Below are 25,479 nucleotides of genomic sequence, written 5' to 3' on the forward strand. Positions count from 1 at the left end.
ATCAGATAGCTGTTTAGAAACAGTTTTTGGAATAGCGGGTAAGTGATTATCTGCTATTTTTTGGCGAAAATTTAAAAAAACAACGAGATGAAACAACAAGAAAATATCTTCCGCCAGCTCAGGGAGACCCAGCAACAATCGCTATACAGCTTTGACAACGAGCATGATGCCTGTGGTGTCGGGATTGTAATGACCCTCACGGGTGAAAAATCGCACGACATCGTGGAAAAAGGAATGCAGGTGCTTGAGAACATGGTGCACCGCGGTGCGGAGAGTGCCGACAAGGTGACCGGCGACGGTGCCGGTATCCTGGTGCAGATCCCGCATGAGTTCATCCTGCTACAAGGCATTGCCGTCCCGGAGGAGGGGCGATACGGCACAGGACTGCTTTTCCTTCCGAAGGATGAGAAGCAGAGAGCCCTCTGCCTGCAGGTGGTCAGAGAGGGGGTTGCCTCAGCAGGGCTCACCCTGATCGCCCTGCGCGACCTGCCGGTCAACAGCAGTTGCCTGGGTGAGATCGCCCTCTCCAACGAACCCCATATCGTACAGCTCTTCCTGACCGGCTCCGGAAGCCGTGAGGAATTGGAAAGAAAGCTTTACCTCACCAGAAAGAAGATTGAAAGAACCATGCTTCAATCGGGATTGGGAGAGAATCGGGATTTTTACGTTGTGAGCCTCTCCACAAGACAGATGATATACAAGGGGATGCTCTCGTCACACCAATTGCGCAGCTACTTCCCCGATCTCTCCCATCCCCACTTTACAAGCCGGGTGGCCATGGTACACTCCCGCTTCAGCACCAACACCTTTCCCACATGGGACCTGGCGCAGCCCTTCCGCATGGTGGCGCACAACGGTGAGATCAACACCATCCGCGGTAACAGGCAGTGGATGCAGAGCCGCGAGAGTGTGCTCTCCTCACCACACTTCAAAGAGATGGAGCAACTCTTCCCTGTGATACAACCGGGCATGAGTGACAGCGCCTCGTTCGACAATGCACTGGAGTTTATGGTGATGACCGGCAAGTCGCTGCCCCACGCCATGGCAATGATGGTGCCTGAAAGCTTCAACGACAAGAACCCCATCTCTGACGGACTGAAAGCGTTTTATGAATACCACAGCATGCTGATGGAGCCCTGGGACGGTCCCGCCACCCTCCTCTTCAGCGACGGTCGCTATGCCGGCGGGATGCTCGACCGCAACGGCCTCCGACCGGCACGTTACACCATCACCCACGACGGCATGTTGATTCTCGCCTCCGAGACGGGCACCTTGGAGACTGAGGGAGCTAACATCAAAGAAAGGGGTAGGCTTAAACCGGGTAAGATGATGATGGTGGACACCCATACCGGTCGCATTTACCGCGATCAGGAGTTGAAAGAGGAGCTGGCCTCCGCATACCCCTACAGGCAATGGCTCAACAGCCACTGCCTGCGACTGGAAGAGATCGCCTCCGGCAGGAAGGTGAACAACGAGGTGGAGAACAGGGAGAAACTGCTCAAAGCGTTTGGCTACAGCACAGAAGATCTGGAGCTGCTGATCAAACCGATGGCCTTGGAAGGCAAGGAGCCGGTCTCTTCGATGGGGAACGATGTCACCCCCGCCGCTTATTCCGACAAACCACAACGACTTTTCAACTACTTCAGGCAGCAGTTCGCGCAGGTCACCAATCCACCCATCGACCCCATCCGTGAAGAGCTGGTAATGTCACTCACCGGATACATCGGTGCCATTCATCAGAACCTGTTGCAGGAGATTCCGGAGCTGTCACCCATCGTCAGGATCAAAAGTCCGATTCTCACCAACACCCAGATTGACATCCTCAACAATCTGCGCTATAAGGGTTTCTCTGCCGCGGCAATCCCAATGCTGTTTGACCCGGAGAGTGGTGCCGCGGGATTGCAGCAGGCACTCGACACCCTCTGCCGCTCGGTGGAACAGGCAGTGGATGAGGGGAAGCATTTCATCGTGCTGAGCGATCGCGGTGTGGATGCCACCCACGCTCCCATCCCCTCGTTGCTGGCCACTTCGGCGGTACACCTCCACCTGGTGGAGCGTCGCAAGCGGATGCAGATCGACATTGTGGTGGAGAGCGCCGAGCCGCGGGAAGTGATGCACTTCGCCCTGCTCTTCGGCTTTGGGGCCAACGCGGTGAACCCCTACCTGGTCTTCGCCGAGCTCGCCCAACAGGTGAAGATAGGCTCACTGCAGCTCGATTTCGACACAGCCAAGAAAAACTACATCCAGGCAATCAACAAAGGATTGCTGAAGGTGCTCTCCAAGATGGGCAACTCCACCCTCCGCAGCTATCGGGGTGCCCACATCTTCGAGGCACTGGGTATCTCCTCCTCCCTGCTCGACAGCTATTTCAGGGGCATCTCGTCCAAGATCGGTGGCATCGAACTGGTGGAGGTGGCACAGGAGGTGCTGCAACCCCACTACGAAGCTTTCTTTAAGGAGGAAAACGAACCGTTCCACCTGGTCAACATGGGACAGTATGCCTATCGCATAGAGGGTGAGTACCATGCCTGGAATCCTGAAACAGTGGCCCGCCTTCAGATAGCCACCCGTACCGGCAACTATGAACTCTTTAAGGAGTACACGCGTCTGGTCAACGAGAAGGAGAAGCCGGCGTTCATCCGTGACATGCTGGATTTCAGGAAAGATCCCGTGGAGCTCTCGGAGGTGGAGCCGGCGGAAAAGATCATGAAGCGGTTCTGCACCGGTGCCATGTCTTACGGCTCCATCAGCCGAGAAGCACACGAGGCACTGGCCATCGCCATGAACATCATAGGGGGGCGCAGCAACACCGGTGAGGGGGGCGAGGATCCGGCCCGCTTTCTGCCACAGGAGGACGGGCTCTCCCGCAGAAGCGCCATCAAACAGATCGCCTCAGGACGCTTTGGCGTCACCACCGAGTACCTGGTCAATGCCGACGAGCTGCAGATCAAGATTGCGCAGGGTGCCAAACCGGGTGAGGGGGGACAGCTGCCGGGCTACAAGGTGGATCAGATTATCGCAAGGACGCGTCACTCCATCCCCGGCATTTCACTCATCTCTCCTCCGCCACACCACGACATCTACTCGATAGAGGATCTTGCGCAGCTGATCTTCGACCTGCGAAACGTAAACCCGCAGGCGGTCATCAGCGTGAAGCTGGTGTCGGAGAGTGGTGTAGGCACGATCGCTGCCGGTGTGGCAAAGGCTAAGGCAGACCTGATCGTGATCAGTGGTACCGAAGGAGGAACAGGTGCCAGCCCCTCCAGCTCCATCAAGCATGCCGGCCTCCCACTGGAGATAGGGCTGGCGGAGACACAGCAGACGCTGGTGATGAACAACCTGCGCGGCATGGTGACCCTGCAGACCGACGGGCAGCTGAAGACAGGACGTGACATCGTGGTGGCCGCGATGCTGGGTGCAGAGGAATATGGCTTCGCCACCAGCGCCCTGATCGTGCTGGGTTGTGTGATGATGCGCAAGTGTCATCTCAACACCTGCCCGGTGGGGGTGGCCACACAAGATGCGGAGCTCCGCAAGCGGTTTGTGGGGAGATATGAGTACCTGGTAAACTACTTCCGCTTACTGGCGGAGGATGTGCGGGAACAGCTGGCGGCGATGGGCTTCCGTTCACTCGACGAGATCGCGGGAAGGTCTGATCTGCTGATACGGAAGCACTATCCCACTCATCCGAAGTCGGAGAAGATTGATCTCTCCCGGATCACCTTCTTCCCGGGAGAGGCATCTTACAATGCGATCCGCAAGGTGGGCGACCGTCACCAACTGCCCCTAGAGCTTCTCGACAGGAGGCTTATCAGCGAAGCACTTCCCGCCATCAAAACAAGGCAACCGGTGGGAATCAAGTCGAAGATACACAATACCGACCGTACCACCGGCGCGATGCTCTCGGGTGAGATTGCACGCCTTTATGGTAACGAGGGATTGCCCGACCACACCCTCTCCGTATGGTTCGAAGGATCGGCAGGACAGAGCTTCGGCGCTTTCCTGGTGAGGGGGGTAACCTTCTATCTACATGGTGATACCAACGACTACCTGGGAAAGGGGTTGTCGGGTGGTCAGATCGTGGTGACACCCCCTAGGGGGAGCACCCTCAAGGCGGAAGAGAACATCATATGTGGCAACACCACCCTTTACGGGGCCACCTCCGGCGAGGTCTACATTAACGGGGTGGCGGGTGAACGTTTTTGCGTTCGCAACTCGGGTGCACTGGCTGTGGTGGAGGGCGCCGGCGATCATTGCTGCGAATACATGACAGGTGGATGTGTGGTGGTGCTGGGCCGCGTGGGCCGTAACTTCGCCGCCGGCATGAGCGGCGGCGTAGCCTACGTGCTGGATGAGCAAGGCGACTTCGACTACCACTGTAACATGGAGATGGTGGAACTCACGCTGGTTGAGGAGCTCTCCGACATGCGAGAGCTGAAAGATCTGATCGCCAGACACCACCAATACACCCAAAGCGAGCAGGCGGGTCGCATCCTTGCAGAGTGGGATGGTTTCCTGGAGAAGTTCATCAAGGTGACCCCCATCGAGTACAAGAAGGTTTTGCAGGAGCGGAAGATCGCGGAGCTGGAGAAGAAGATCGCCGTGGTGGAGAGAGATTATTAACAGACTCCTTGGTTGAGGAGCACAAAAAAAAGATTGTATGGGTAATCCAAAAGCATTTATGACGACAGGCCGGAAAGTTGCCGGCTATCGTCCTGTAAGCGAACGAATATATGACCAAGCGGAAGTAGAGCAGACCCTCAACAGGGAAGATCGCCGTGAACAAGCCTCACGTTGTATGGACTGCGGCATCCCCTTCTGCCACTGGGCCTGCCCCCTGGGCAACAAAATGCCGGAGTGGCAGGATCACATTTACAAGGGTGACTGGAAGCGAGGGGTGGAGGTGTTGCACGAGACCAACAACTTCCCCGAGTTCACCGGCCGCGTCTGCCCCGCACCCTGTGAGAAATCCTGCGTACTGGCATTGCACGAGGCACCGGTCACCATCCGCGAGAACGAGGCCTCCGTAACCGAGGTGGCGTTCATGGAAGGGATGATCCAGGCGCGCCCTCCCAAACAGCGCACCGGCAAGAAGGTGGCGGTAATCGGCTCGGGACCGGCAGGATTGGCCGCAGCGCAGCAGCTGAACCGCAAGGGACACAGTGTTACCGTCTATGAACGGGACAAAAGTCCCGGGGGACTGCTTCGCTATGGCATCCCCAACTTCAAGCTGAGCAAGAAGGTGATCGACCGGCGGCTGGCATTGCTCCGCGAAGAGGGGATCGCCTTCATCACCGGTACCGAGATCGGAAGAGATATCACGGGAAAAGAGATTATGGAGCAGTACGATGCGGTCTGCCTGGCGGTGGGAGCCGGCAAACCGAGGGATATCACTCCGGAGGGACGCAACCTGAAAGGGATTCACTTTGCAATGGAGTTCCTCTCGCAACAGATCCGTCACCTTCAGGGAGAGACAACAGCAGACGAGGAGCGGATCAGTGCGGCAGGGAAGCATGTGCTGGTGATCGGTGGCGGCGACACCGGCTCCGACTGTGTGGGCACTGCCGTGCGGCAGGGCGCCCTGAGCGTTACCCAGATTGAGATCATGCCTCAGCCGCCGGTGGGACACAACCCAGTCACTCCCTGGCCCAACCCCTATCCTCAGGTGTTGAAAACATCCTCCTCACACGAGGAGGGATGCACGCGCCGCTGGCAAGTCAACACGCTGGCGTTCCGTGGTGAGGGGGGAAGCGTACGGGAAGCCGTTGTGGAGGAGATCCGCTGGGAAAAGGATGCCAACAACCGCTTTACCATGGTCTCCTCAGGCAACCCCGAAACCATCCGGGCCGAACTGGTGCTCCTGGCACTTGGCTTCGTGCATCCGGTGCAGGAAGGGCTGCTTAACGAGCTGGGAGTGGCCTACGACGTGCGGGGCAATGTATCGGTGGACAAAGGACATGCCAGCAGCGTGGCAAGGGTGTATGCCACAGGTGATGCGATGATGGGGGCCAGCCTGGTGGTGAAGGCAATCGCCTCGGGACGAAAAGTGGCCGAAGATATTCACCGGATGCTGCAAAAGAGCGAAGATATATAAGCGATAAACTGTTTCGGTTATTGATTCATGGGTTAAAAACATCAAACGATGAACTTAACTATGCACCAAAAGCCAATAAAGCTCACAAGTTACAAAACAACAAACTTACAACCATGTGTGGAATTGTCTGTACATTCAATATAAAGAAAGAAGAAGAGCAACTGCGGCCACAGTTGCTGGAGATGTCAAAAAAGGTACGTCACAGGGGACCCGACTGGTCAGGTATTTTCAGCTGCAGCCGTGCCCTCCTGGCTCATGAGCGGCTGGCAATCGTTGATCCTGCGTCTGGAAAGCAACCGCTCGTAAGCAGTGACGGCAACCTGGTGCTGGCGGTGAACGGGGAGATCTACAACCACCGGGAGATCCGTAAAAGGTATGAGGGGAGCTATAACTTTCAGACGCAGTCGGATTGTGAGGTAATCCTCGCACTCTACCGTGAGATGGGGCCCAATTTTCTGGAAGAGCTGAACGGCATCTTCGCCTTTGCCCTTTACGACCGGGAGAAGGACACCTTTCTGATTGGCCGCGACCATATCGGCATCATCCCTCTCTACCAGGGGTGGGACCGCGACGGGGCCTATTGGATTGCTTCGGAGCTGAAAGCACTGGAGGGCTATTGCAACCGAATCGAAGAGTTCCCGCCAGCCCATTACTATTACAGTGCCGAGGGTGAGATGAGACAATGGTACCAGCGTGACTGGAGCAACTACGACAAGGTGAAAGAAAACCACTCCGATGTGACACAATTACGGGAGGCACTGGAAGCAGCCGTACAGCGGCAACTGATGAGTGACGTTCCCTATGGTGTGTTGCTCTCGGGGGGACTCGACTCCTCCATCATCTCTGCCGTGGCCAAGCGATACGCTGCCAAGCGGATCGAGAGCGACAACAGGGAAGAGGCTTGGTGGCCCCAGCTACACTCATTCGCCATCGGCTTGAAGGGATCGCCCGACCTGGCAGCGGCCAGGAAGGTGGCGACCCATATCGGATCGGTGCACCACGAGCTGGAGTACACCCTCCGCGAAGGGCTTGATGCCATTCGCGATGTGATCTACCACATCGAAACCTACGACGTGACCACCGTGCGCGCCAGCACCCCCATGTACCTTATCGCCCGCTTCATCAAGTCGATGGGAGTGAAGATGGTGCTCTCCGGAGAGGGTGCCGATGAGATCTTCGGTGGCTACCTCTACTTCCACAAGGCTCCCAACGCGGAGGAGTTTCACAAGGAGACGGTGCGCAAGCTGGGTAAGCTGCACCAGTACGACTGTCTTCGCGCCAACAAGTCGCTCGCAGCCTGGGGTGTGGAGGGTCGCGTCCCCTTTCTCGACAAGGAGTTTCTCGATGTGGCGATGCGCCTAAACCCAAAGGATAAGATGGCCGGCAACGGCAGAATCGAGAAGCACATCCTCCGGGAAGCGTTTGCCGACTATCTGCCAGAGGAGGTGGCCTGGCGACAGAAGGAGCAGTTCTCCGATGGTGTGGGTTACGGCTGGATAGACACCCTCAAGGAGATAGCCAACCGGGAGGTAAGCGACGAGCAGATGTCAAATGTTCATTTCCGCTTCCCCATCAATCCACCCATGAGCAAAGAGGAGTATCTCTATCGTTCCATCTTCTCCGATCTTTTCCCCTCCGACAGCGCCGCCAGCTGCGTACCGTCTGTGCCTTCAGTGGCTTGCAGCAGTCCCGTGGCACTGGAATGGGACGAGGCATTTCGTAAAAATGCAGACCCTTCCGGCAGGATGGTGTCATCAGTACACATAAATCCCTCAACAAATGTTGTTATTTGATTTTTTTTTCTAACTTTGGCCATTCAATAGCCATATTTTATAATAGAAACACAATAAATCGTAATACAATCAAATTTCAACTGCAATGAACAATTCTGGATTTCAGACAATTGACTTTGTCATTGTCGGGATTTACATGGTACTTCTAGTCAGTTTGGGTCTTTTCCTTTCCAGAAACAAGAAAGGAGTACAAAAGACAGCAAACGACTATTTCCTGGCGGGCAACAAGTTAACCTGGTGGGCTGTGGGTGCTTCACTGATCGCAGCCAACATCTCTGCCGAACAATTTATCGGCATGTCGGGTTCCGGTTATAAGATCGGTATCTGCGTGGCAGCCTACGAGATCATGGCTGCGGTAACCCTTATCATCGTAGCAAAGTTCCTACTGCCGGTGATGCTGAAACGACACATATACACCATCCCCCAGTTCCTGCGGGAACGTTACAACGATGGTGTGGGTATGGCCTTCTCAGTGTTCTGGCTCTTCCTCTACATCTTCGTCAACCTCACCTCTGTGGCCTGGCTGGGATCGATTGCCATTGAGCAGATCCTGGGATTGGAAGGGTATCGCATGCAGATCGTACTGGTATTATTCATCATCGCCGGTATCTACTCCATCTACGGCGGTCTCGCATCAGTTGCCTGGACCGATGTGCTGCAGGTCATCTTCCTGATCGGAGGCGGACTGGTCACAGCTTACTTTGCCCTGGAAGCCGTATCGGGTGAAGGAAAGGGCGCATTGGACGGGATGTCCATCATCTTCGACAAGCTGAAAAGCATCCCCAACGATACCCACTTCAACCTAATCGTCGACAAATCGAAATCGCCTGATGCGTTCCGTGATCTTCCCGGTATCGCTGCCATCGTGGGTGGAGTATGGCTCACCAACATCGGTTACTGGGGTTTCAATCAGTACATCATTCAAAAAGGACTTGCGGCCAAGAGCATTAACGAGGCACAGAAAGGTCTTATCTTCGCCGGTTTTCTGAAGATATTGATTCCCTTTATCGTGGTGATTCCCGGTGTAACCGCCTTCATCATGTTCAACTATCCGCAGGATATTCCGGGTATCCAGCAGGGCTACTTCGATCTTTCCGGATCGATCAACGTCTCCGATGACGCCTACCCCTGGCTGATCCGCAACTTTGCGCCGGTAGGGATCAAGGGACTCTCCTTCGCGGCATTGGCTGCCGCGGTCATCTCATCGTTGGCGTCGATGCTGAACTCCACCTCCACCATCTTCACGATGGATATCTACAAACAGCATATCAAGAAAGATGCCACCGACAAGCAGTTGGTACGCATCGGTCGCCTCACTGCCTTCCTGGCACTGGTGATTGCCATTATCGCCGTTGAGCCGCTGCTTGGGGGATTGGATCAGGCGTTCCAGTACATCCAGGAATATTCCGGTTTCATCTATCCAGGTATCATCGTGGTCTTCGGATTGGGACTTCTCTGGAAGAGAGCATCTTCGAAAGCAGCCATCTGGACCTCGATCCTCACCATCCCCATGGGAGTGCTCTTCAAGATCGCGTTGCCCGACATGCCGTTCCAGTTCAGGATGGGCTATATCTTCATCATCCTGTTCTTCATCTTCGTAGCGATCACCTATGTGGACAACTCCAGGATTGCAGCAGAAAAAGCTACCGGTGATGACCGGAGAAAAATGCTCAAATGGGCCCGCTTCACCCTCTTCTTCGCACTGTTGTTCATCCTCTCTGCTGCAATCCATAAGATTATGCTTATAGGTGGCAGCACCAACGAATGGGTGATCTACCTCGAGAACATCGGGTTCGAAGCCTTCTTCTTCTTTGGATCACTGATCCTTTCAATATCGCTGTTCCTCTTCTCAAATGCCAATGACATTTACAAGGATGAGAAGGCAGTACCATTCGATCTGTCACTCTTCAAGACCGACAAGGGGTTTGCCTTAGGAGCCCTGGGCATCTGTCTGCTGGTGACAATCATCTACATTTTCCTGTGGTAAAACAATTAACCGCTTCAAACGGTTGATACAATATGATCAAGCCATTTAGCGGCAGCTATCTGGCTTGATTTTTTTAACGAACTCTCCATGCAAAAAGTGATTCTAATCATCCTTTGTCTCATCCCCACACTTTATTGTTGCGGGACGAAGGAAAAGAGATTTTTGAACGAAAGTGGTATCACCACCAGCACCCTTACAGAAGAGGGCGCCTGGTGCTGGTTTGCAGACCCCCGTGCACTGCACTACCAGGATGATCAGGGAAGCATCAATCGCACCTATATTGGGTACATCGATGTACACGGATCGATCAAAGCCACACAAATAGATCATCTCACGAAAAGCAGCACGGAAGTGTTGATCCGCTCGCGGTTTCAACCTGACGACCATAACAATCCCACCTTCCTGGTGCTGCCCGATGAGCGGATCATGATCTTCTACTCGCGTCACACCGATGAGTCTTGTTTCTATTATCGTGTATCACGTGAACCGGGAGACATCACCACACTCGGGAAAGAGATGCAGCTGGAGACGGATCACAATACCACCTACCCCTCCCCTTTCATTCTATCGGATGATCCGGAACATATCTACCTCTGCTGGCGCGGAATAGGATGGCACCCCACCATTGCACGGTTGACGCTCCCCGATGAGCAAGACCGGGTGGCTTTCGACCGGGGTCCCCATCAGATTGTCCGCTCCATGAAAGGGGCTCCGGGAGTAAGACCCTACGCCAAATATGCCACCAACGGAAAAGATAAGATTTATCTTGCCTACACCACGAACCACCCCGACAACCAAAGCGAGAACTGGATCTACCTCAACAGCATTGATATTCACTCCTACGAGCTGAGCGATATCACAGGGGATATCCTTTCGCAGATTGGCAGTTCACCCCTGCATGAGGTTGACATCACCCCCCGGTACCGGGAGCAACACCCCTATGCAGTGGTGGATAGCACCCATGCACGCAACTGGATATGGGAACTGGTGCTCGACCAGGAGGAACATCCCGTGATTGCTATGGTAGGCATCGATACTTCCAAAACTTCACATGACTATTACCATGTAAAGTGGACAGGCAATGAGTGGAAGAAAACATTCCTCTCCAACGCCGGAGGTCATTTCCACCAGTCGCCCGACATCGAGAAATGTTACAGTGGTGGTATGACCATCGACAAGGATGATCCACGGGTGATTTACGGATCGGTGCCTGTGAAGGGTAAACATGGGAATGTGTACGAACTGGTAAAGTTCACCGTTGCAGCTGATGGAAACAAGCAGACTACTGAACAGATTACCTTCGATTCGCCTGCCAACAACATCCGCCCTTATGCCATCGCAGGGCTGCAAGGAGCGACGTCACTGGCATGGATGCAGGGTGACTATTACGACTGGATTGTGAGCAAAGAGAGGCCGGAAGGTTTTCCTACTGCCATCCGCACAGCCATCTCCTTGCCGGAAGACAGCACTAGTCCCGAAGAGGGGTTGCTCTATGAGCATCACCATGAAGCCACCACACAGATGGAGGACACCATTAGGGTTGCTGCCTCAGAGGCATTCACCCTGGCGCTGACGCTTTCGTTTCCCACAGAGAAGGTTAGCGGAGAAATCATCCGATTTGCCGGTCTCACCTATGTGATCCCGGAAGAGGAGATGTCCAAGCCCTACCTCACCGATGGCGTATCTCACTATGAGAGTAGCAATATGCTGGCCCGTTCAGATAATTGGAAAAAACAGGACAGAGCTACCAACGGCAAATGGTACGCAGTTGAGAAGCTCCGTAAATTCAGGCTTGTGATCACTTATGAGGAGGGAACACTCCGCACCTATATTGACGGGTTGCTCGATCAATCAATCTCCCTGGAAAGTCTCGTGCTCAGCGAGGTGACTACGGGAGAGCCAAAAAGTATCATTGAGCAGTTATTTGTTTTCAACCGAAGACTCTTGCAAGATGAGATCAAAATGCTTCCTTAACTCTCAACTGAACCGGCAAAACGCTCCAGGTACTCCGTGGGACGCATGTTGAATTCCTTTTTGAAACAGGAACTGAAATATTTGGGATCGTTGAACCCCACCGCATAGGCCAGTTCAGAAATGCGTATCTGTCTGTTCTGATCCATGATGCGACAGGCAGCTTTCATCCGGATATTGGTGATGAATGCCGATGTATTCAGTCCGGTGAGCGATTTTAATTTGTTGTAGAGGGTTGACTTGCTGACCCCCATCTCTTCCGAGAACTGAAGCTGATCGAAGTTTGAATCATCGAGATGCCGGTTGACACAATCGATGGCTTTTTGCAGAAAGGTCTCATCGATATTGGTGATGTTCATCTCCTTCATGTCGAACACCAGCTGGCTCTTGAAATCATGCGCCACACGTTCACGGTTCTTCAATAGATTTCTGATCCTGGCATGCAGTACATTCAGGTTAAAGGGTTTGCTGATAAACGCGTCGGCACCTGACTCATAAGCATCGGCACGATCTTTTTCATCGGTCTTGGCCGTCAAGAGGATAATGGGGATATGACTGTACTCAATGTTTTTCTTGACCAAACGGCACAGTTCGACTCCGTCAATCTCGGGCATCATGATGTCTGACACAATCAGATCGATCTTCTCATGTTCCAGCATCACCAGAGCTTCTTTCCCATTGGTTGCGGTACTAACCTGGTAGTCGTTGTTCAACAAACGCTGCATCAACTCAAGGATATCCTCATTGTCTTCCACAACCAACACCCCCGGGAGATTGCCTCTTTTCACTTCATTGAGCGCATCTTCTACAGCAGGTTGCGGCTTATCAACGGTGCCCTCCTGCTCTTCGTGGGCGATAGGACGATCTATTTCGGAATCATCGAAGTAGGAGATATCGATAGGCAGGATCACAATGAATTCACTCCCTTTACCGGGCTCACTCACCACCTCGATGCTACCATGCGAGAGGGTCACCAGATCTTTCACCAGTGAAAGACCAATGCCGGTCCCGGTTGTTCTGTGCTGCCGATAGTCTCCTTCGTAGAACCGTTTGAACAAAATCTGTTGTGCATCAACGGGGATGCCGGTGCCGTCATCTTTTACCGAGATGCGGATTTGATCCCTCTCCTCTGTTTCATATAAAAGCGTAAGCTGAACAGAGCCACCATCCCCCACATATTTGGCAGCATTGGAGAGAAGATTATAGAGAATCTTGTCCAGCTTGTCCGGATCAAAAAGACCCTCAATCACCTCCGGATCACTGAGGAAAGAGAAATGCATTTTCTTCTTGCGGATCAGCGGGTAGAAAGCTTCGATGGAATTGCGGATAAACTCAGAGATATTACCATAAGAAACACGCAACTGCAGATTTCCTGTCTCCGCTTTCCTGAACTCCAGGATCTGTTGCAACAAACGTGTCAGTCGGTTGATGTTACGGGTGAGTGTGGCATAAAGACCCTCGACGCGGGGTGCTGTTCGTTGTATCTCATCGACCGAAGCTGAGATGATGGTGAGCGGGGTCAATAACTCATGGGTGATATTGGTGAAAAACTGCAACTTGGCATGGTTGAGTTCTTCCGCCTTCGATTGTTCAATTTCTTTGTATCGCAATTGATTGCGCAGCAGGACACGGTTTGTCACATTCCGGTAAATCAGGTAACCGACGGTTAAAAGCAACAGGAAATAGATCAGAAAAGCCCACCAGCTAAGCCAGAAAGGAGGCAACACCGATACCTTCAATTGTCTGGTCTCCTTGTTCCAGATGCCATGGAGGTTTGTGGACCGCAACAGAAAGGTATAATCCCCTGCAGGCAGGTTGTTGTAATGAGCAGCGTTGTGATTCGCATCACTGTATCGCCACTCCTGATCGAAACCCACCAGTTTATAGGCGTATCGGGTGAGCTCAGGATTGGTATAGTTTAATGAGGCAAAATGGATGCTGAAATTATTGTTGCGATGTTCAATGGTAATCTCATCGGTGAATGTGGGCACAAGTTTTGAAACGGTGCTTGCAATCTCAGGTGACAATTCCGAGAATGAACGATTCATTATTTGAATATCGGTGATGTAAAAAGGAGTGGGTACAATGTCAGCATTGATCTTCCCGGGGGAGAAACAGGCCAGTCCTTTGTATCCCCCAAAATAGAACCTGTCCTTGTGGCTGTATGAAGATTTGGGAATGAAAAAATTATCCTGCAAACCGTCTGCAGTGCTGAAGATCCGATAACTCTCCAACTCATTCGTTTCATCAAACAAGAGCCTGGCCAGACCAACATTGGTACCAATCCACAAATTCCCAAGGCTGTCCTCCTGAATGGAATTGATCATACTGCCCAATATCGGAAAGCGGGGTGATTTGTCCACGAAACGGTCGGACACACTGTCAAAAAGATAAAGCTTCCCACTCTCTGCACCTGCCCAAAGACGATTTGAAGAGTCGAGGAAAAGGACATTAAATGTATTTGAGGTGACTAGGTCATTCTCTCTGGAATAGTTGCGGAAAACCAGGTGATCCGGATTATCCGGATCACCTTCCACGCTGATCAGGCCATGATTGATGGTGGCAATCCAAATTCTGCCCTCCCCATCTTCCATGATATGAAGCATGGTTGCATTGGCCAGTTCGCGGCCTTCTACAGTGAGTTGATCGAACGTCAATCCTTTTCCGTCACTGAGACGTACCCCCAAGCCTGACTGGGTACCCACCCACAAATTCTGATTCCGGTCAACGTAAAGCGTTCGTATTCGGTTCTCCCGGATGAAATCAGCGTTGTTGGTAGTATAGGTCTTTACCGGTTCACCTTTGCGATAATGCCACAAACCATCGCCATAAGTCGCGAACAAAAGATCATCCCCATTGAAAGAACGGATATCATAGACAGTGGTCTGATTCAGCTCCCTGAATTCGGGCATCTCCGATTGCGGAACAATCACCTTACTTTCGGGATCATAGAAGACGATGCCATAGGTGCCCACGCTAAGCCACATCTGGTCATGGTGGTTCAGATAGATCGATCTGATGGCGGCAGTGGGCATCTCGGGAAGCTGCACCTGGAAGAACTCAAATTTCGGTTTCAGGGTGTTCGTATAGATAACCCCTCCCCCAATGGATCCAATCCATATGTTCCCGCTGTTATCAGCCACTATTGAATTGATTTCGTTGTTGGGCAAACGGTTGTTATCATTGAAAGTACTGTAATTGATGAAACTCCCCGGTTCTGTTTCGTTCATGATACTGAGTCCGCTGCGGGTGCCGACCCAGAGATTGCCTGATTGCGGATCCTCACAAATGTCGTAAACAATGTTATCGGAGAGGCTGTTCGGTTGTGATGCATCGTGCAGATAAGTTTTCCAGCTTAAATGTTCGGGTTCGTACGGATTTTCCAACAGATGCAATCCTCCTTCCCAGGCACCCACCCAGATTCGTCCTCTGCTATCCTGATAGATGACATGAGCTGAGTTTCGCGGATTGAGCCTCGGATAGGTGTAAATGTTGTTACGATTCTGGTCGAAGCGATAGAGACCACTGTTCCAGGTGCCAATCCAAAGCTCGTTGCGCTGATCTTCGTAGATTGATTTCACAGGTGCGTTAATCGGGGTGCTTCCCATATGGAGGGTTGTATGGTGTACAAAACTGCCGGAGGCACTGTCATACACAAAGAGACCATCATCCAGCCCAATCAGGACGCGTCCCTCCTCCGTAATCAGGATGGCAGCCACCACTTTACCGGTACTGTTTTGAATGGGGATCTCTTCAAACTCCCCCCGGGCCTTGTCGAAACGGTTGACACCATTGGAGGTGCCAACCCAAAGGTTCCCCCTCCCGTCGTCAGCCAAACAATAGATGTTGTTGTCGGTCAGATGGTGGGTATTGGGTAAGTCGGACCGAAAAACGGTGATCCCGTAGCCGTCGTAACGGCAAAGACCGTTGCGTGTGGCAAACCAGAGAAACCCTTCTGAGTCCTGAAACACTTTCTGAACTTCACTCGTTGGCAAACCTTCTGTCGTACTCAATGCATGAAAGTTATGCCGTGACATACTGTTTACCCCCCCAGCAGAGAGGGAAGATAGAAAGATACAGATGAAGATGAGGATAGAGGAAACACGAGACATAGATTCAGCCACTACAAATCAACTTTTACCAATTTAGCTCCATGCAAAAATAGTCATAAACTTTTAAATTTCATTTCATCTCAGTCCTTTATCAGATAACCAGGAGATCGAGAAGGGATTAATTCTTTAAATTTCCACCTTTTTGAATGATAATTAGAGTGACCATCTGATGAATGAGATTATCTTTATCGTTGACTTTATTGACCCAACGAAACAGCGAAATGAAAAAGAGAATCTATAAAATTTTGAATGGTATATGAACAGTAAGAAGCTATGGACTGCCATCTCATTTTTGGCGGTTTTATTCACATCAACAGCAAAGACACCCGAATGGGAGAACCCGTTGGTATTCGGGATCAACAAAGAAGAGGCACGGGCCACGTCGATGCCCTACAATGCAGAATCACTTGCAGTATCAGACCAGTATGAGCAATCACCCTGGTACCTCTCACTCAACGGAACCTGGAAATTCAACTGGGTGCTGCGACCGGCAGAGCGACCGGTAGACTTTTACAGGGATGATTACGACACCCGCCATTGGGGAGAGATTGAGGTTCCCGGCAACTGGGAGTTGCAGGGATACGGCACACCCATTTACACCAACGTACGATATGTCTTCCCTGCCAACCCACCCCACATACCACACGAAGACAATCCGGTAGGAAGCTACAAGCGAACCTTCACCCTCCCCGATGCGTGGGATGGCAGACGTGTCTTTCTGCATTTCGAAAGCAGCGCCACAGCCATGTATGTCTGGATCAACGGTGAAAAAGTGGGATACAGCCAGGTAACCAAGATGCCGGCCGAATTTGACATCACCCCCTATCTGAAAAAGGGCAATAACACAGTTGCAGTAGAGGCATATCGCTGGAGCGACGGCTCCTATCTGGAAGATCAGGATTTCTGGCGCCTGTCAGGGTTCGATCGCGGCATTTACCTCTATAGCACGGACCAGGTGCGTATTCGTGATTTCTCAATCAATGCGGGACTCGATAATGCTTACAGGAATGGCACACTGGAGATTGAAGCAGAGCTGAAGAACTATCAATCTACAAATGCAGCGATGCAACTGGAGATGGTACTCATCGACAACCAGGGCAAACAAATCCTCTCCCAGACGAAACCGGCAAACGTGAAAAGCAACAACAGCGGAGTTGTGCGATACAGCCACAAGGTTTCGTCCCCCCATCATTGGAGCAACGAAACACCTGTTCTCTATACGGTGGTGCTGAACCTGCGTGACGCTGCCGGCAAGCTGATCGAGTCCACATCTGCCAAAACAGGCTTCCGCGAGGTGGAGATCAAGGATGCGCAACTGATGCTAAACGGTAAGCCGCTGATGGTAAGGGGTGTGAACCTCCATGAGCACCATCAACACAACGGACACACAGTGGATCGCGAGACGATGCTCAGGGATATTCAACTGATGAAACAGTTCAATGTCAACGCCGTAAGAATGAGTCATTATCCACACAGCACCCTGTGGTATGAGCTTTGCGATGAATATGGTTTGCTGGTATGCAACGAAGCCAACATAGAGACACACGGCATGGGTGCAGAATGGCAGGGAGGATTCGACAAGAGCAAGCATCCCGCCTATCTCCCCAAATGGGCCGATGCGCACCGTGACCGCATTGTCCGCATGTATGAACGGGACAAGAACCACCCTTCGGTGATCATGTGGAGCATGGGGAATGAGTGCGGTAACGGACCAATCTTTTATGAGATGTATGAATGGTTGAAAGAGCAGGATCCGTCACGTCCGGTACTGTTCGAGCAGGCGGGACAGAACGAGAACACCGACATCGTGGCACCCATGTATGCCGGATTTGGGTCCATCAGGGAGTATGCATCACGCACAGATGTAACCCGTCCCTATATCATGTGTGAGTTTGCCCATGCCATGGGCAACAGCCTGGGTAACTTCCCGGAGTACTTTGAGTTGTTCGACACGGCACCCCATATGCAGGGTGGTTTTATCTGGGACTGGGTAGACCAGGGACTGGCCACCCGTGATGAGAATGGTCGTTTCTACTGGGGTTATGGGGGTGACTTTGGTGCAGCACGCTATACCCACGATGAGAATTTCTGCATCAACGGTGTGGTAAGCCCGGCACGGGAGCCACACCCCGGACTCTATGAGGTAAAAAAAGTTTATCAGGACATCCTGTTCAAGAATAAGGAGGTCGAAAAGGGAATCATTACAATCACCAACCGCTTCCTGTACCACAACCTCAACCGGTATGATTTCCGCTGGGAGCTGATTCGTAATGGAGAGCAGGCTGCAGAAGGGACTCTGAAGATAGATCTTCCTGCCGGGATGTCGAAAGATATCACGATTCCCCTACCCGATCTTACCAGCGAAAAGGGGGGTGAGTATTTCCTCAACATTTTTGCCTCGATCCGCACGCCGGAGCTGATGCGCTCTACCGGCCACGAGATCGCCCGTGAACAGTTTGCGATAGGCACACAGAATTGGTTTTCCGCTCATGGCGAAATCCAAGGGGAAGCCTCAGCTAAAATCAGCAGAGAGAGGGGCATGATCACCTATAACAGCGGTGATGTCACCATTCATTTTCGCGAGCGAAGCGGTGAACTTGTTGCCTACCAGCACAAAGGAAAGACACTCCTGCGGGGAGCTCCCCAGCCGCAATTCTGGCGTGCCCCTACCGACAATGATTTTGGCAACCGCATGCAGCTCCATTCATCTGTATGGCGCAATGCCGGAAACAACAAAGAGGTGATTGCGGTCGATGTGGATGAGGCAGATGATGTGCTCACCATCATCACCACCTATCGACTGCACGATGTGTCGTCCAACTACACCATGACCTATACCGCCTCACCCGGCGGAAAGCTCTACGTAGTGGGCAGCTGGGAAGCCGGCAGAGAAAATCTGCCGGAGATGCCTCGCTTTGGAATGCAGATGCGACTGCAAAAAGAGTATGACCTGTTCAGCTGGTATGGACGTGGACCCTGGGAAAACTATTCCGACCGCAAGAGTGCGGCGCTGATTGGCAGCTACAGCAGCAGTGTGGCAGATCAGTATGTTCCCTATGTACGCCCCCAGGAGAATGGGTACAAAACTGATGTGCGATGGCTCACCCTCACCAACGAAGAAGGCGAAGGAATCCGGATTGAAGGCTTGCAGCCGCTTGGGGTCAGCGCCCTCCACTACCTACCGGAAGATTTTGACCCGGGTTTCACCAAGAAACAGCAACACATCAACGACATCAATCCCCGCAACGAGGTGATCCTGCATGTCGACCTCAACCAGCGTGGTCTGGGAGGTGAAGACAGCTGGGGCAGGCTCCCCCATGAGCAATACCGGCTTCTGGATAACCAATATGCGTATGGCTTTGTGATCAGCCCTGCGGGTAGATAATTTTCTGATAATTATTATTTAACCATTGGCATGCATGCATTGACTGATGCATTCATGCCAATGGTTTTCAATTGACCAATTCTTTTACTTTTCCCTTCAAATAGCGTATGAAATGAGTACCGGTAAAACAGTTTTCACCCAAATTATGCAACTCATACTTTAAGCTGACACATTGGGAAAATTAAACCGGACAGTAGTGAAGACAAAACTTACTGAAATAATATTTTTTTCATAACGCATCTCCCCCACCGGGAGATGCGTTTTTATTGTGACATCGCTTCACATGACCCCCATTTTGACCTAATCTTAATCGTAACTGATTCTAATTTGCCTCGAATCTATTAGAACGAGATTAGAACCATATTAGAACCATATTAGAACGAGATTAGAACGAGTACCGAATGAGATCCAATCAAAATGAAAGCAAACAATCCAGATGAGAGAGAACTTCATTCATCTCAATATGATAAACGTGCGAACCTTGATCTATATATTTATATCACTCAATTTATGCATCTTTTCCTCTCTCTATAAACATCCCTGAAGATATTACCCATCACTAATATTCCCCCTTTTTTAATGATAATTGGAGTCCCTATTATGGCTCACAACCTATCTTTGCAGCATTCACATAATCGAAAACTAAAATGAATCACAAATTATGCAAAGAAAACCTTGAATGAAAAATTTCTTTTAAGATTAAATCTGTTCACCGTTTATAACTCAACTTGCCATTAGTCAATCGGCAACCAAATTTCTAAAAAATCTATGTACAAACTAAAAACATTCTTACTATTCACTGTCATAAATCTATTCTGTTTTATGACATACGCCCAGCAGTCAGTCAAGGGCAACATTTCCGACGAATACGGAGATGCGATCATCGGCGCCAGTATTCTGCAGAAAGGGACTACCAATGGGACCGTAACCGACATCGACGGGAATTTCTCCCTATCGGCACCAGTTGGTGCCACACTACAAATCAGCTATATCGGCTACATCACGCAGGAAGTAGAGGTTACCGGAGGAACCCTGCAAATCGTGTTGTTAGAGGATACCAAAACCCTGGATGAAGTGGTCGTCGTAGGTTTTGGCACACAAAGGAAGGTGAACCTGACCGGAGCGGTTGGAGTTGCCACTTCTGAGGACATTGAATCAAGACCGGTAAATACGGTATCTGATGCCCTCCAGGGACTTATTCCCGGACTCCAGCTAACACACAATGCCGGTGACATCGAATCAAACATGTCGATACGTATCCGCGGTACAGGAACCATTGGTGAGGGCTCCAGCGACAATCCGCTTGTGTTGATCGATGGCATGGAGGGCGACATCAATCTCCTCAATCCTGAGGACGTTGAATCGATCTCGGTGCTCAAAGATGCTTCGGCCTCTTCCATCTATGGATCACGTGCTGCATTTGGTGTGGTTTTAATCACTACCAAGAAGGGACGTGAAGGCAGGACATCGGTCAACTACAACAACAGCTTCCGCCTTTCCAGCCCTATAGGCATGCCGGAGATGATGGATTCCTATACCTTTGCCAACTACTACAACCAGGGTGCATTGAACGCCGGATGGGGAGCCATCTTCAACAATGAAACCATGAAGCGGATGATGGACTTTCAGGCTGCAGGAGGCACAAGCAGCGGTGGTTTGCTAACTGATGGCAATGTGTGGGGTAAACCGGCAGGAGACCCCTTCACTACCGGATATGCCAATACCGATTGGTACAATGAGTTGTACCGCGACAACGCGCTCTCTCAGAACCATAACCTGAGCATCAGCGGCGGAAACGAGAAACTGAACTATTACGCCTCACTCGGATATCTCAACTACAATGGGATGCTGAACCATGGTTCTGACGGTCAGGATCGGTACAATGCCTCCGGGAAAATCAGCTCACGTCTTGCCGATTGGGTAACCTTCAACTACAGCATGCGTCTGATACGTCAGGATATGCATCGCCCCACGAACTTCGGAGGTGGCTTCTATGAGAAGATTGGTCGACAGACATGGCCCAACCTGCCTGTCTATGACGAAAACGGGAATTATCACAACAGCAATGCTGACACCCCTGCAATGATGCTTGCGCTGGGTGGAGAACGTTTGGCTCAGACCGACAGAATCTATCAACAGGCAGCATTTATCCTGGAACCCATCAAGAATTGGAAGACTCATTTCGAATTCAACTACAGCATCAACAACCAGGATATCCGTCAGACAAGACTCCCCTACTACAACCACGATGTACAGGGTAACGTCATTGACACCCAGGGGACTTCAAGTCTCTACCAGGCATACCGAAAAGAGAACTACATGAACTGGAACATCTACTCCGATTATTCCTGGACCATGGATGAGTCTCACAACTTTAAAACGATGCTCGGTTTCCAGGCAGATGAACAGAAGCAGAGCTTCTTCTCTGCCACCGGCTACGGATTGCAGGCGGAAGATTTGCCGGAACTCGACCTTATATCGGGTGTTGATGGCAAGGGCGTTGAGCGTCCGGCAGAGATCTCGGGATACCGCAACCAGTGGTCGACAGCAGGTTTCTTTGGCCGTGTGAACTATGATTATGAAGGACGATACCTGGCCGAAGCAAATCTCCGGTACGATGGCTCTTCACGCTTCCGCAGAGGAAACAGATGGACCTGGTCACCCTCCTTCTCACTGGGATGGAATATTGCACAAGAAGGTTTCTGGGAAGATATGGTGGATGTAGTCAACCAACTCAAGCTGCGTGGCTCATATGGTGTGTTGGGCAACCAGAGCACCAATGCCTGGTACCCCACTTACCGCACCATGACCATCAACCCACAGGCAGGCAGCTGGTTGCAAGGGGGGGCACGCCCCAACACTGCATGGGTGAACAACCTGGTGAGCACATCACTCACCTGGGAAACAGTACGTACCTGGAACATCGGTCTCGATTGGGGTTTGTTCAACAACCGGCTCACCGGTTCATTCGATACTTTTGTCCGCTTCACAGACAACATGGTGGGACCGGCAATGGAACTACCTGCAACCTTAGGTCTCTCGGCTCCCAGCTCCAACAACAGTGACCTGAAAACTGTGGGGAATGAAATCACCCTCAACTGGAGGGACAACCTATCCAATGACTTCCGCTATGGCATCACCCTCAATGTACACGATGCAAGAACCATTATCCGCAGCTATCCGGGTAACTCCACAAAATCAATCTGGAACTTCAACAATGGACGTGAGATTGGTGAAATATGGGGATATGAAACCGTTGATATCGCCAAAACACAGGAAGAGATGGACGCACATCTGGAAGCAGTGGGCGGACAAACGGCCCTCGGTTCTGAATGGTCGGCCGGAGACATCATGTATGCTGACCTTGACGGTAAACCGGGCATCAGCTCAGGAGCGGAGACACTCGACGATCATGGCGACCTGAAAGTGATTGGTAACAGTACTCCTCGCTACTTCTTTGGTGCGGATCTGTCGGCCAGCTACAAAGGATTTGACATGCGTGCATTCATCCAGGGAGTGGCTAAACGCGACTATTTCACCGGCAGCCCCATCTTCTGGGGCGTCACCAGCAGTCAATGGTGGTCGGCAGCACTGGGTGCCCATCAGGACTATTTCCGCCCCAACGATATAGGATTGGAGGGAAGAGTGATACCGGCCAACACCGATTCTTACTTTCCACGTCCTGTATTTGGAACCAGTAAGAACCAACAAAGACAGACAAGATACCTGCAGGATGCATCATATATCCGCTTAAAAAACCTGCAGCTGGGTTACACCATCCCGGTTCATCTCACAGAGAAAGCAGGCATCTCCAACTGCCGAATGTTTGTTTCTATTGACAACCTGCTGACAGGCACAAGCCTGCTCAAGGTATTCGATCCCGAAACAATTGACGGTGGATACGAAAGCTATGGAAACGCATATCCACTGGCACGTACATTCTCTTTTGGGATTTCAACCTCATTCTAATAAACGCTAAACAATACACAGATGAAACCATTTAAGTATAAATATCTATATCACATCATTCTGGCGGCAGTACTCTTTGCTGGCATCACCTCATGTGATGATTTTCTCGACAAGGAGCCCATGTCGAACATCTCTCCGGAAAAGTATTACTCTTCTGCCGCACAGCTGGATGCAATATTGATGGATCTCTATCCTCATATCCTGCCCAGCCATTCCAACTGGAGTTACGGCATTTACGGTGAAGACAACGGTACCGACAACCAAATCGGAGTGACAGCAAACAACCGCTATACTACTGATCGATGGTTGGTACCCAATAGTGAGTCTAACAACTGGGCGTTCAACCGCATCTATCATGTGAACTTTTACCTCACACAGACGCTGGAGAAGTTTGGCGAAAGCATGGATGGATCGGAATCAGTGATCAGCGGTAACAATGCGCATGTAAAGCACTATATCGGCGAGATGTATTTCCTCCGTGCGTTGGAATATTTCAAGAAACTGCAGATGTTTGGTGATTTCCCGATCATCACGGAGCCGTTACCCGATGACATGGAAGTTCTTGCTGAGGCCAGCAAGCGTTTCCCTCGCAACGAGGTAGCCCGATTCATCATGGATGATTTGGACAAAGCATACACATACATGGGTGATGTGGATTTCAATACCACCCGTATCAACAAAGATGTAGCCTTGTTGCTTAAATCAAGAGTCGCACTCTTTGAGGGTACATGGTTGAAAAATTTTAAGGGTACAGCCTTTGTGCCGGGAGGTGAAGATTGGCCGGGAACTGAACAGCATCCGAGCTACAGCTATCCCGCGGGAAGCATCGACAACGAGGTCACCTGGTTCCTGACTCAGGCCGCTGACGCTGCCAAAACAGTGGGTGACAAGTACAAAGGGTCACTCACCCCCAATACCGGCACCGTACAGCAATCTGAAGAGGATGCAGCCAATCCTTACTTCAACATGTTTGCCGATGAGGACCTCTCCGAATATCCGGAAGTAATGCTCTGGCGTCAGTATGCACGGGGACTTGTCACCCACAATGTCAACGCTGCAGCAGGCAGGGGTAACTACCGCATCGGCCTCACCAGGGGCTATGTTCAGAATTTCCTGATGGCGGATGGCACACCGTTATATACCAACGGATCTTACGAAGAGGGCAACGGTTATTACATGGGTGACCAAACGATTGCAGATGTAAGAGCCAACCGGGATACCCGTTTGTCGCTCTTCCTTAAAGAACCGGGACAGAAAAACATCCTTTTTGAAGTCAACAATCCGGAAGGTACAGAAGCGGTGATGACAGAACCCTACCCTGCCATCACACTGGGTGATTCTGAACGTGGCTACGCCACCGGTTATGCACTCCGCAAAGGGGGCTCATTGAACAAAAAGCACTACGCCAACGGAGGCGGATACACTGCTTCAATCGCATTCCGCTCTGTAGAAGCACTGCTGAACTACATCGAAGCCAGCTACCTCCTGAATGGAACAATAGATGCTACGGCTGCTGAGTATTGGAGCCTGATCCGTCAAAGAGCAGGTGTGGATCCCGACTTCAACAAGACCATCTCACTGACCGACATGAGCAAGGAAGCTGAAAACGACTGGGGCGCATTCACCGCGGGATCGGTTATCACAGACCCCACATTGTACAATATTCGTCGCGAACGACGCAGCGAGCTGCTGGCGGAAGGATTCCGCTATATGGACCTTCGCCGCTGGCGCTCTATGGATCAACTCATTGATGAACCTTATCACATGGAAGGATTCCATCTGTGGAACAGCCCCATGCAAGAGTGGTACAATGAAAGTGACCTGGTGTACAACGAGGGTACAAACTCCACCGTTTCACCTCCCGAGAAGAGTGAGTATCTGCGTCCTTTTGAACGTTACTCCGGTCAGGCCGGCTTCGAGGGATGCACCTGGAGAATGGCCCACTATCTGGAACCGATCATGATCAAACAGTTCCTGCTCACCTCTCCAAACGGGAATGATCCCACACAGTCGACCATCTACCAAAATCCATATTGGCCTTTGGAAGCTGGTGTTCCGGCAGTAAACTAATCGTTGAGCAATCAATGAGAAACGCGTAGAAAGAGTTCCTTTTGAACTCTTTCTACGCCGTTTCAACTTTTATGTTTCATTTCTTCATATTACACTCT

Annotated in this window: 9 protein-coding genes; 8 read left to right on the forward strand and 1 reads right to left on the reverse strand. The window is 51.4% G+C overall.

Annotation, left to right across the window (positions count from 1 at the left end; all coding sequences use genetic code 11):
* Positions 1 to 87: 87 nt before the first annotated feature.
* The 5 genes from gltB (at position 88) to JS578_04990 (ending at position 11,848) form a co-directional block, all read left to right on the forward strand.
* Complete coding sequence (gene gltB, locus JS578_04970; protein QRX64597.1) at positions 88 to 4,623, forward strand: glutamate synthase large subunit; 4,536 nt, start codon at positions 88 to 90, stop codon at positions 4,621 to 4,623.
* Between the two features lie 37 nt (positions 4,624 to 4,660).
* Positions 4,661 to 6,094, forward strand: a complete 1,434-nt coding sequence (locus tag JS578_04975) for a glutamate synthase subunit beta (GenBank protein QRX64598.1) — start codon at positions 4,661 to 4,663, stop codon at positions 6,092 to 6,094.
* 113 nt (positions 6,095 to 6,207) lie between these two features.
* A complete protein-coding gene (asnB, locus tag JS578_04980) occupies positions 6,208 to 7,887 on the forward strand; it encodes an asparagine synthase B (protein ID QRX64599.1) in 1,680 nt (559 codons plus the stop codon).
* An 85-nt stretch (positions 7,888 to 7,972) separates the two neighbouring features.
* Positions 7,973 to 9,874 (forward strand): sodium/sugar symporter, encoded by a 1,902-nt coding sequence (locus JS578_04985; GenBank protein QRX64600.1) that lies wholly within the window; start codon positions 7,973 to 7,975, stop codon positions 9,872 to 9,874.
* An 87-nt stretch (positions 9,875 to 9,961) separates the two neighbouring features.
* Positions 9,962 to 11,848, forward strand: coding sequence for a BNR repeat-containing protein (locus JS578_04990; GenBank protein QRX64601.1), 1,887 nt, complete (start codon positions 9,962 to 9,964; stop codon positions 11,846 to 11,848).
* On the opposite strand, the gene JS578_04995 is transcribed toward JS578_04990, so the two are convergent.
* Positions 11,845 to 15,957: a response regulator gene (locus tag JS578_04995; protein ID QRX64602.1), complete on the reverse strand. Its 4,113-nt coding sequence runs from the start codon at positions 15,955 to 15,957 to the stop codon at positions 11,845 to 11,847. The genes JS578_04990 and JS578_04995 overlap by 4 nt on opposite strands.
* Positions 15,958 to 16,213: 256 nt before the next feature.
* Between JS578_04995 and JS578_05000 the strand changes: the two genes are divergently transcribed.
* The 3 genes from JS578_05000 to JS578_05010 all read left to right on the forward strand — a co-directional run bounded on the left by JS578_05000 (position 16,214) and on the right by JS578_05010 (position 25,381).
* The gene (locus JS578_05000) at positions 16,214 to 19,342 is read left to right on the forward strand and encodes a DUF4981 domain-containing protein (GenBank protein QRX64603.1); all 3,129 of its coding nucleotides are present in this window, start codon (positions 16,214 to 16,216) and stop codon (positions 19,340 to 19,342) included.
* Positions 19,343 to 20,110: 768 nt separating this feature from the next.
* A complete protein-coding gene (locus JS578_05005; GenBank protein ID QRX64604.1) occupies positions 20,111 to 23,311 on the forward strand; it encodes a TonB-dependent receptor in 3,201 nt (1,066 codons plus the stop codon).
* A gap of 21 nt (positions 23,312 to 23,332) precedes the next feature.
* Positions 23,333 to 25,381 carry a RagB/SusD family nutrient uptake outer membrane protein gene (locus JS578_05010; GenBank protein ID QRX64605.1) on the forward strand — a complete coding sequence of 683 codons (2,049 nt, stop codon included), beginning with the start codon at positions 23,333 to 23,335 and terminating at the stop codon, positions 25,379 to 25,381.
* Positions 25,382 to 25,479 lie beyond the last annotated feature (98 nt).

The sequence above is a fragment of the Dysgonomonadaceae bacterium zrk40 genome (genome assembly GCA_016916535.1).
Lineage (GTDB): Bacteria > Bacteroidota > Bacteroidia > Bacteroidales > Dysgonomonadaceae > Proteiniphilum.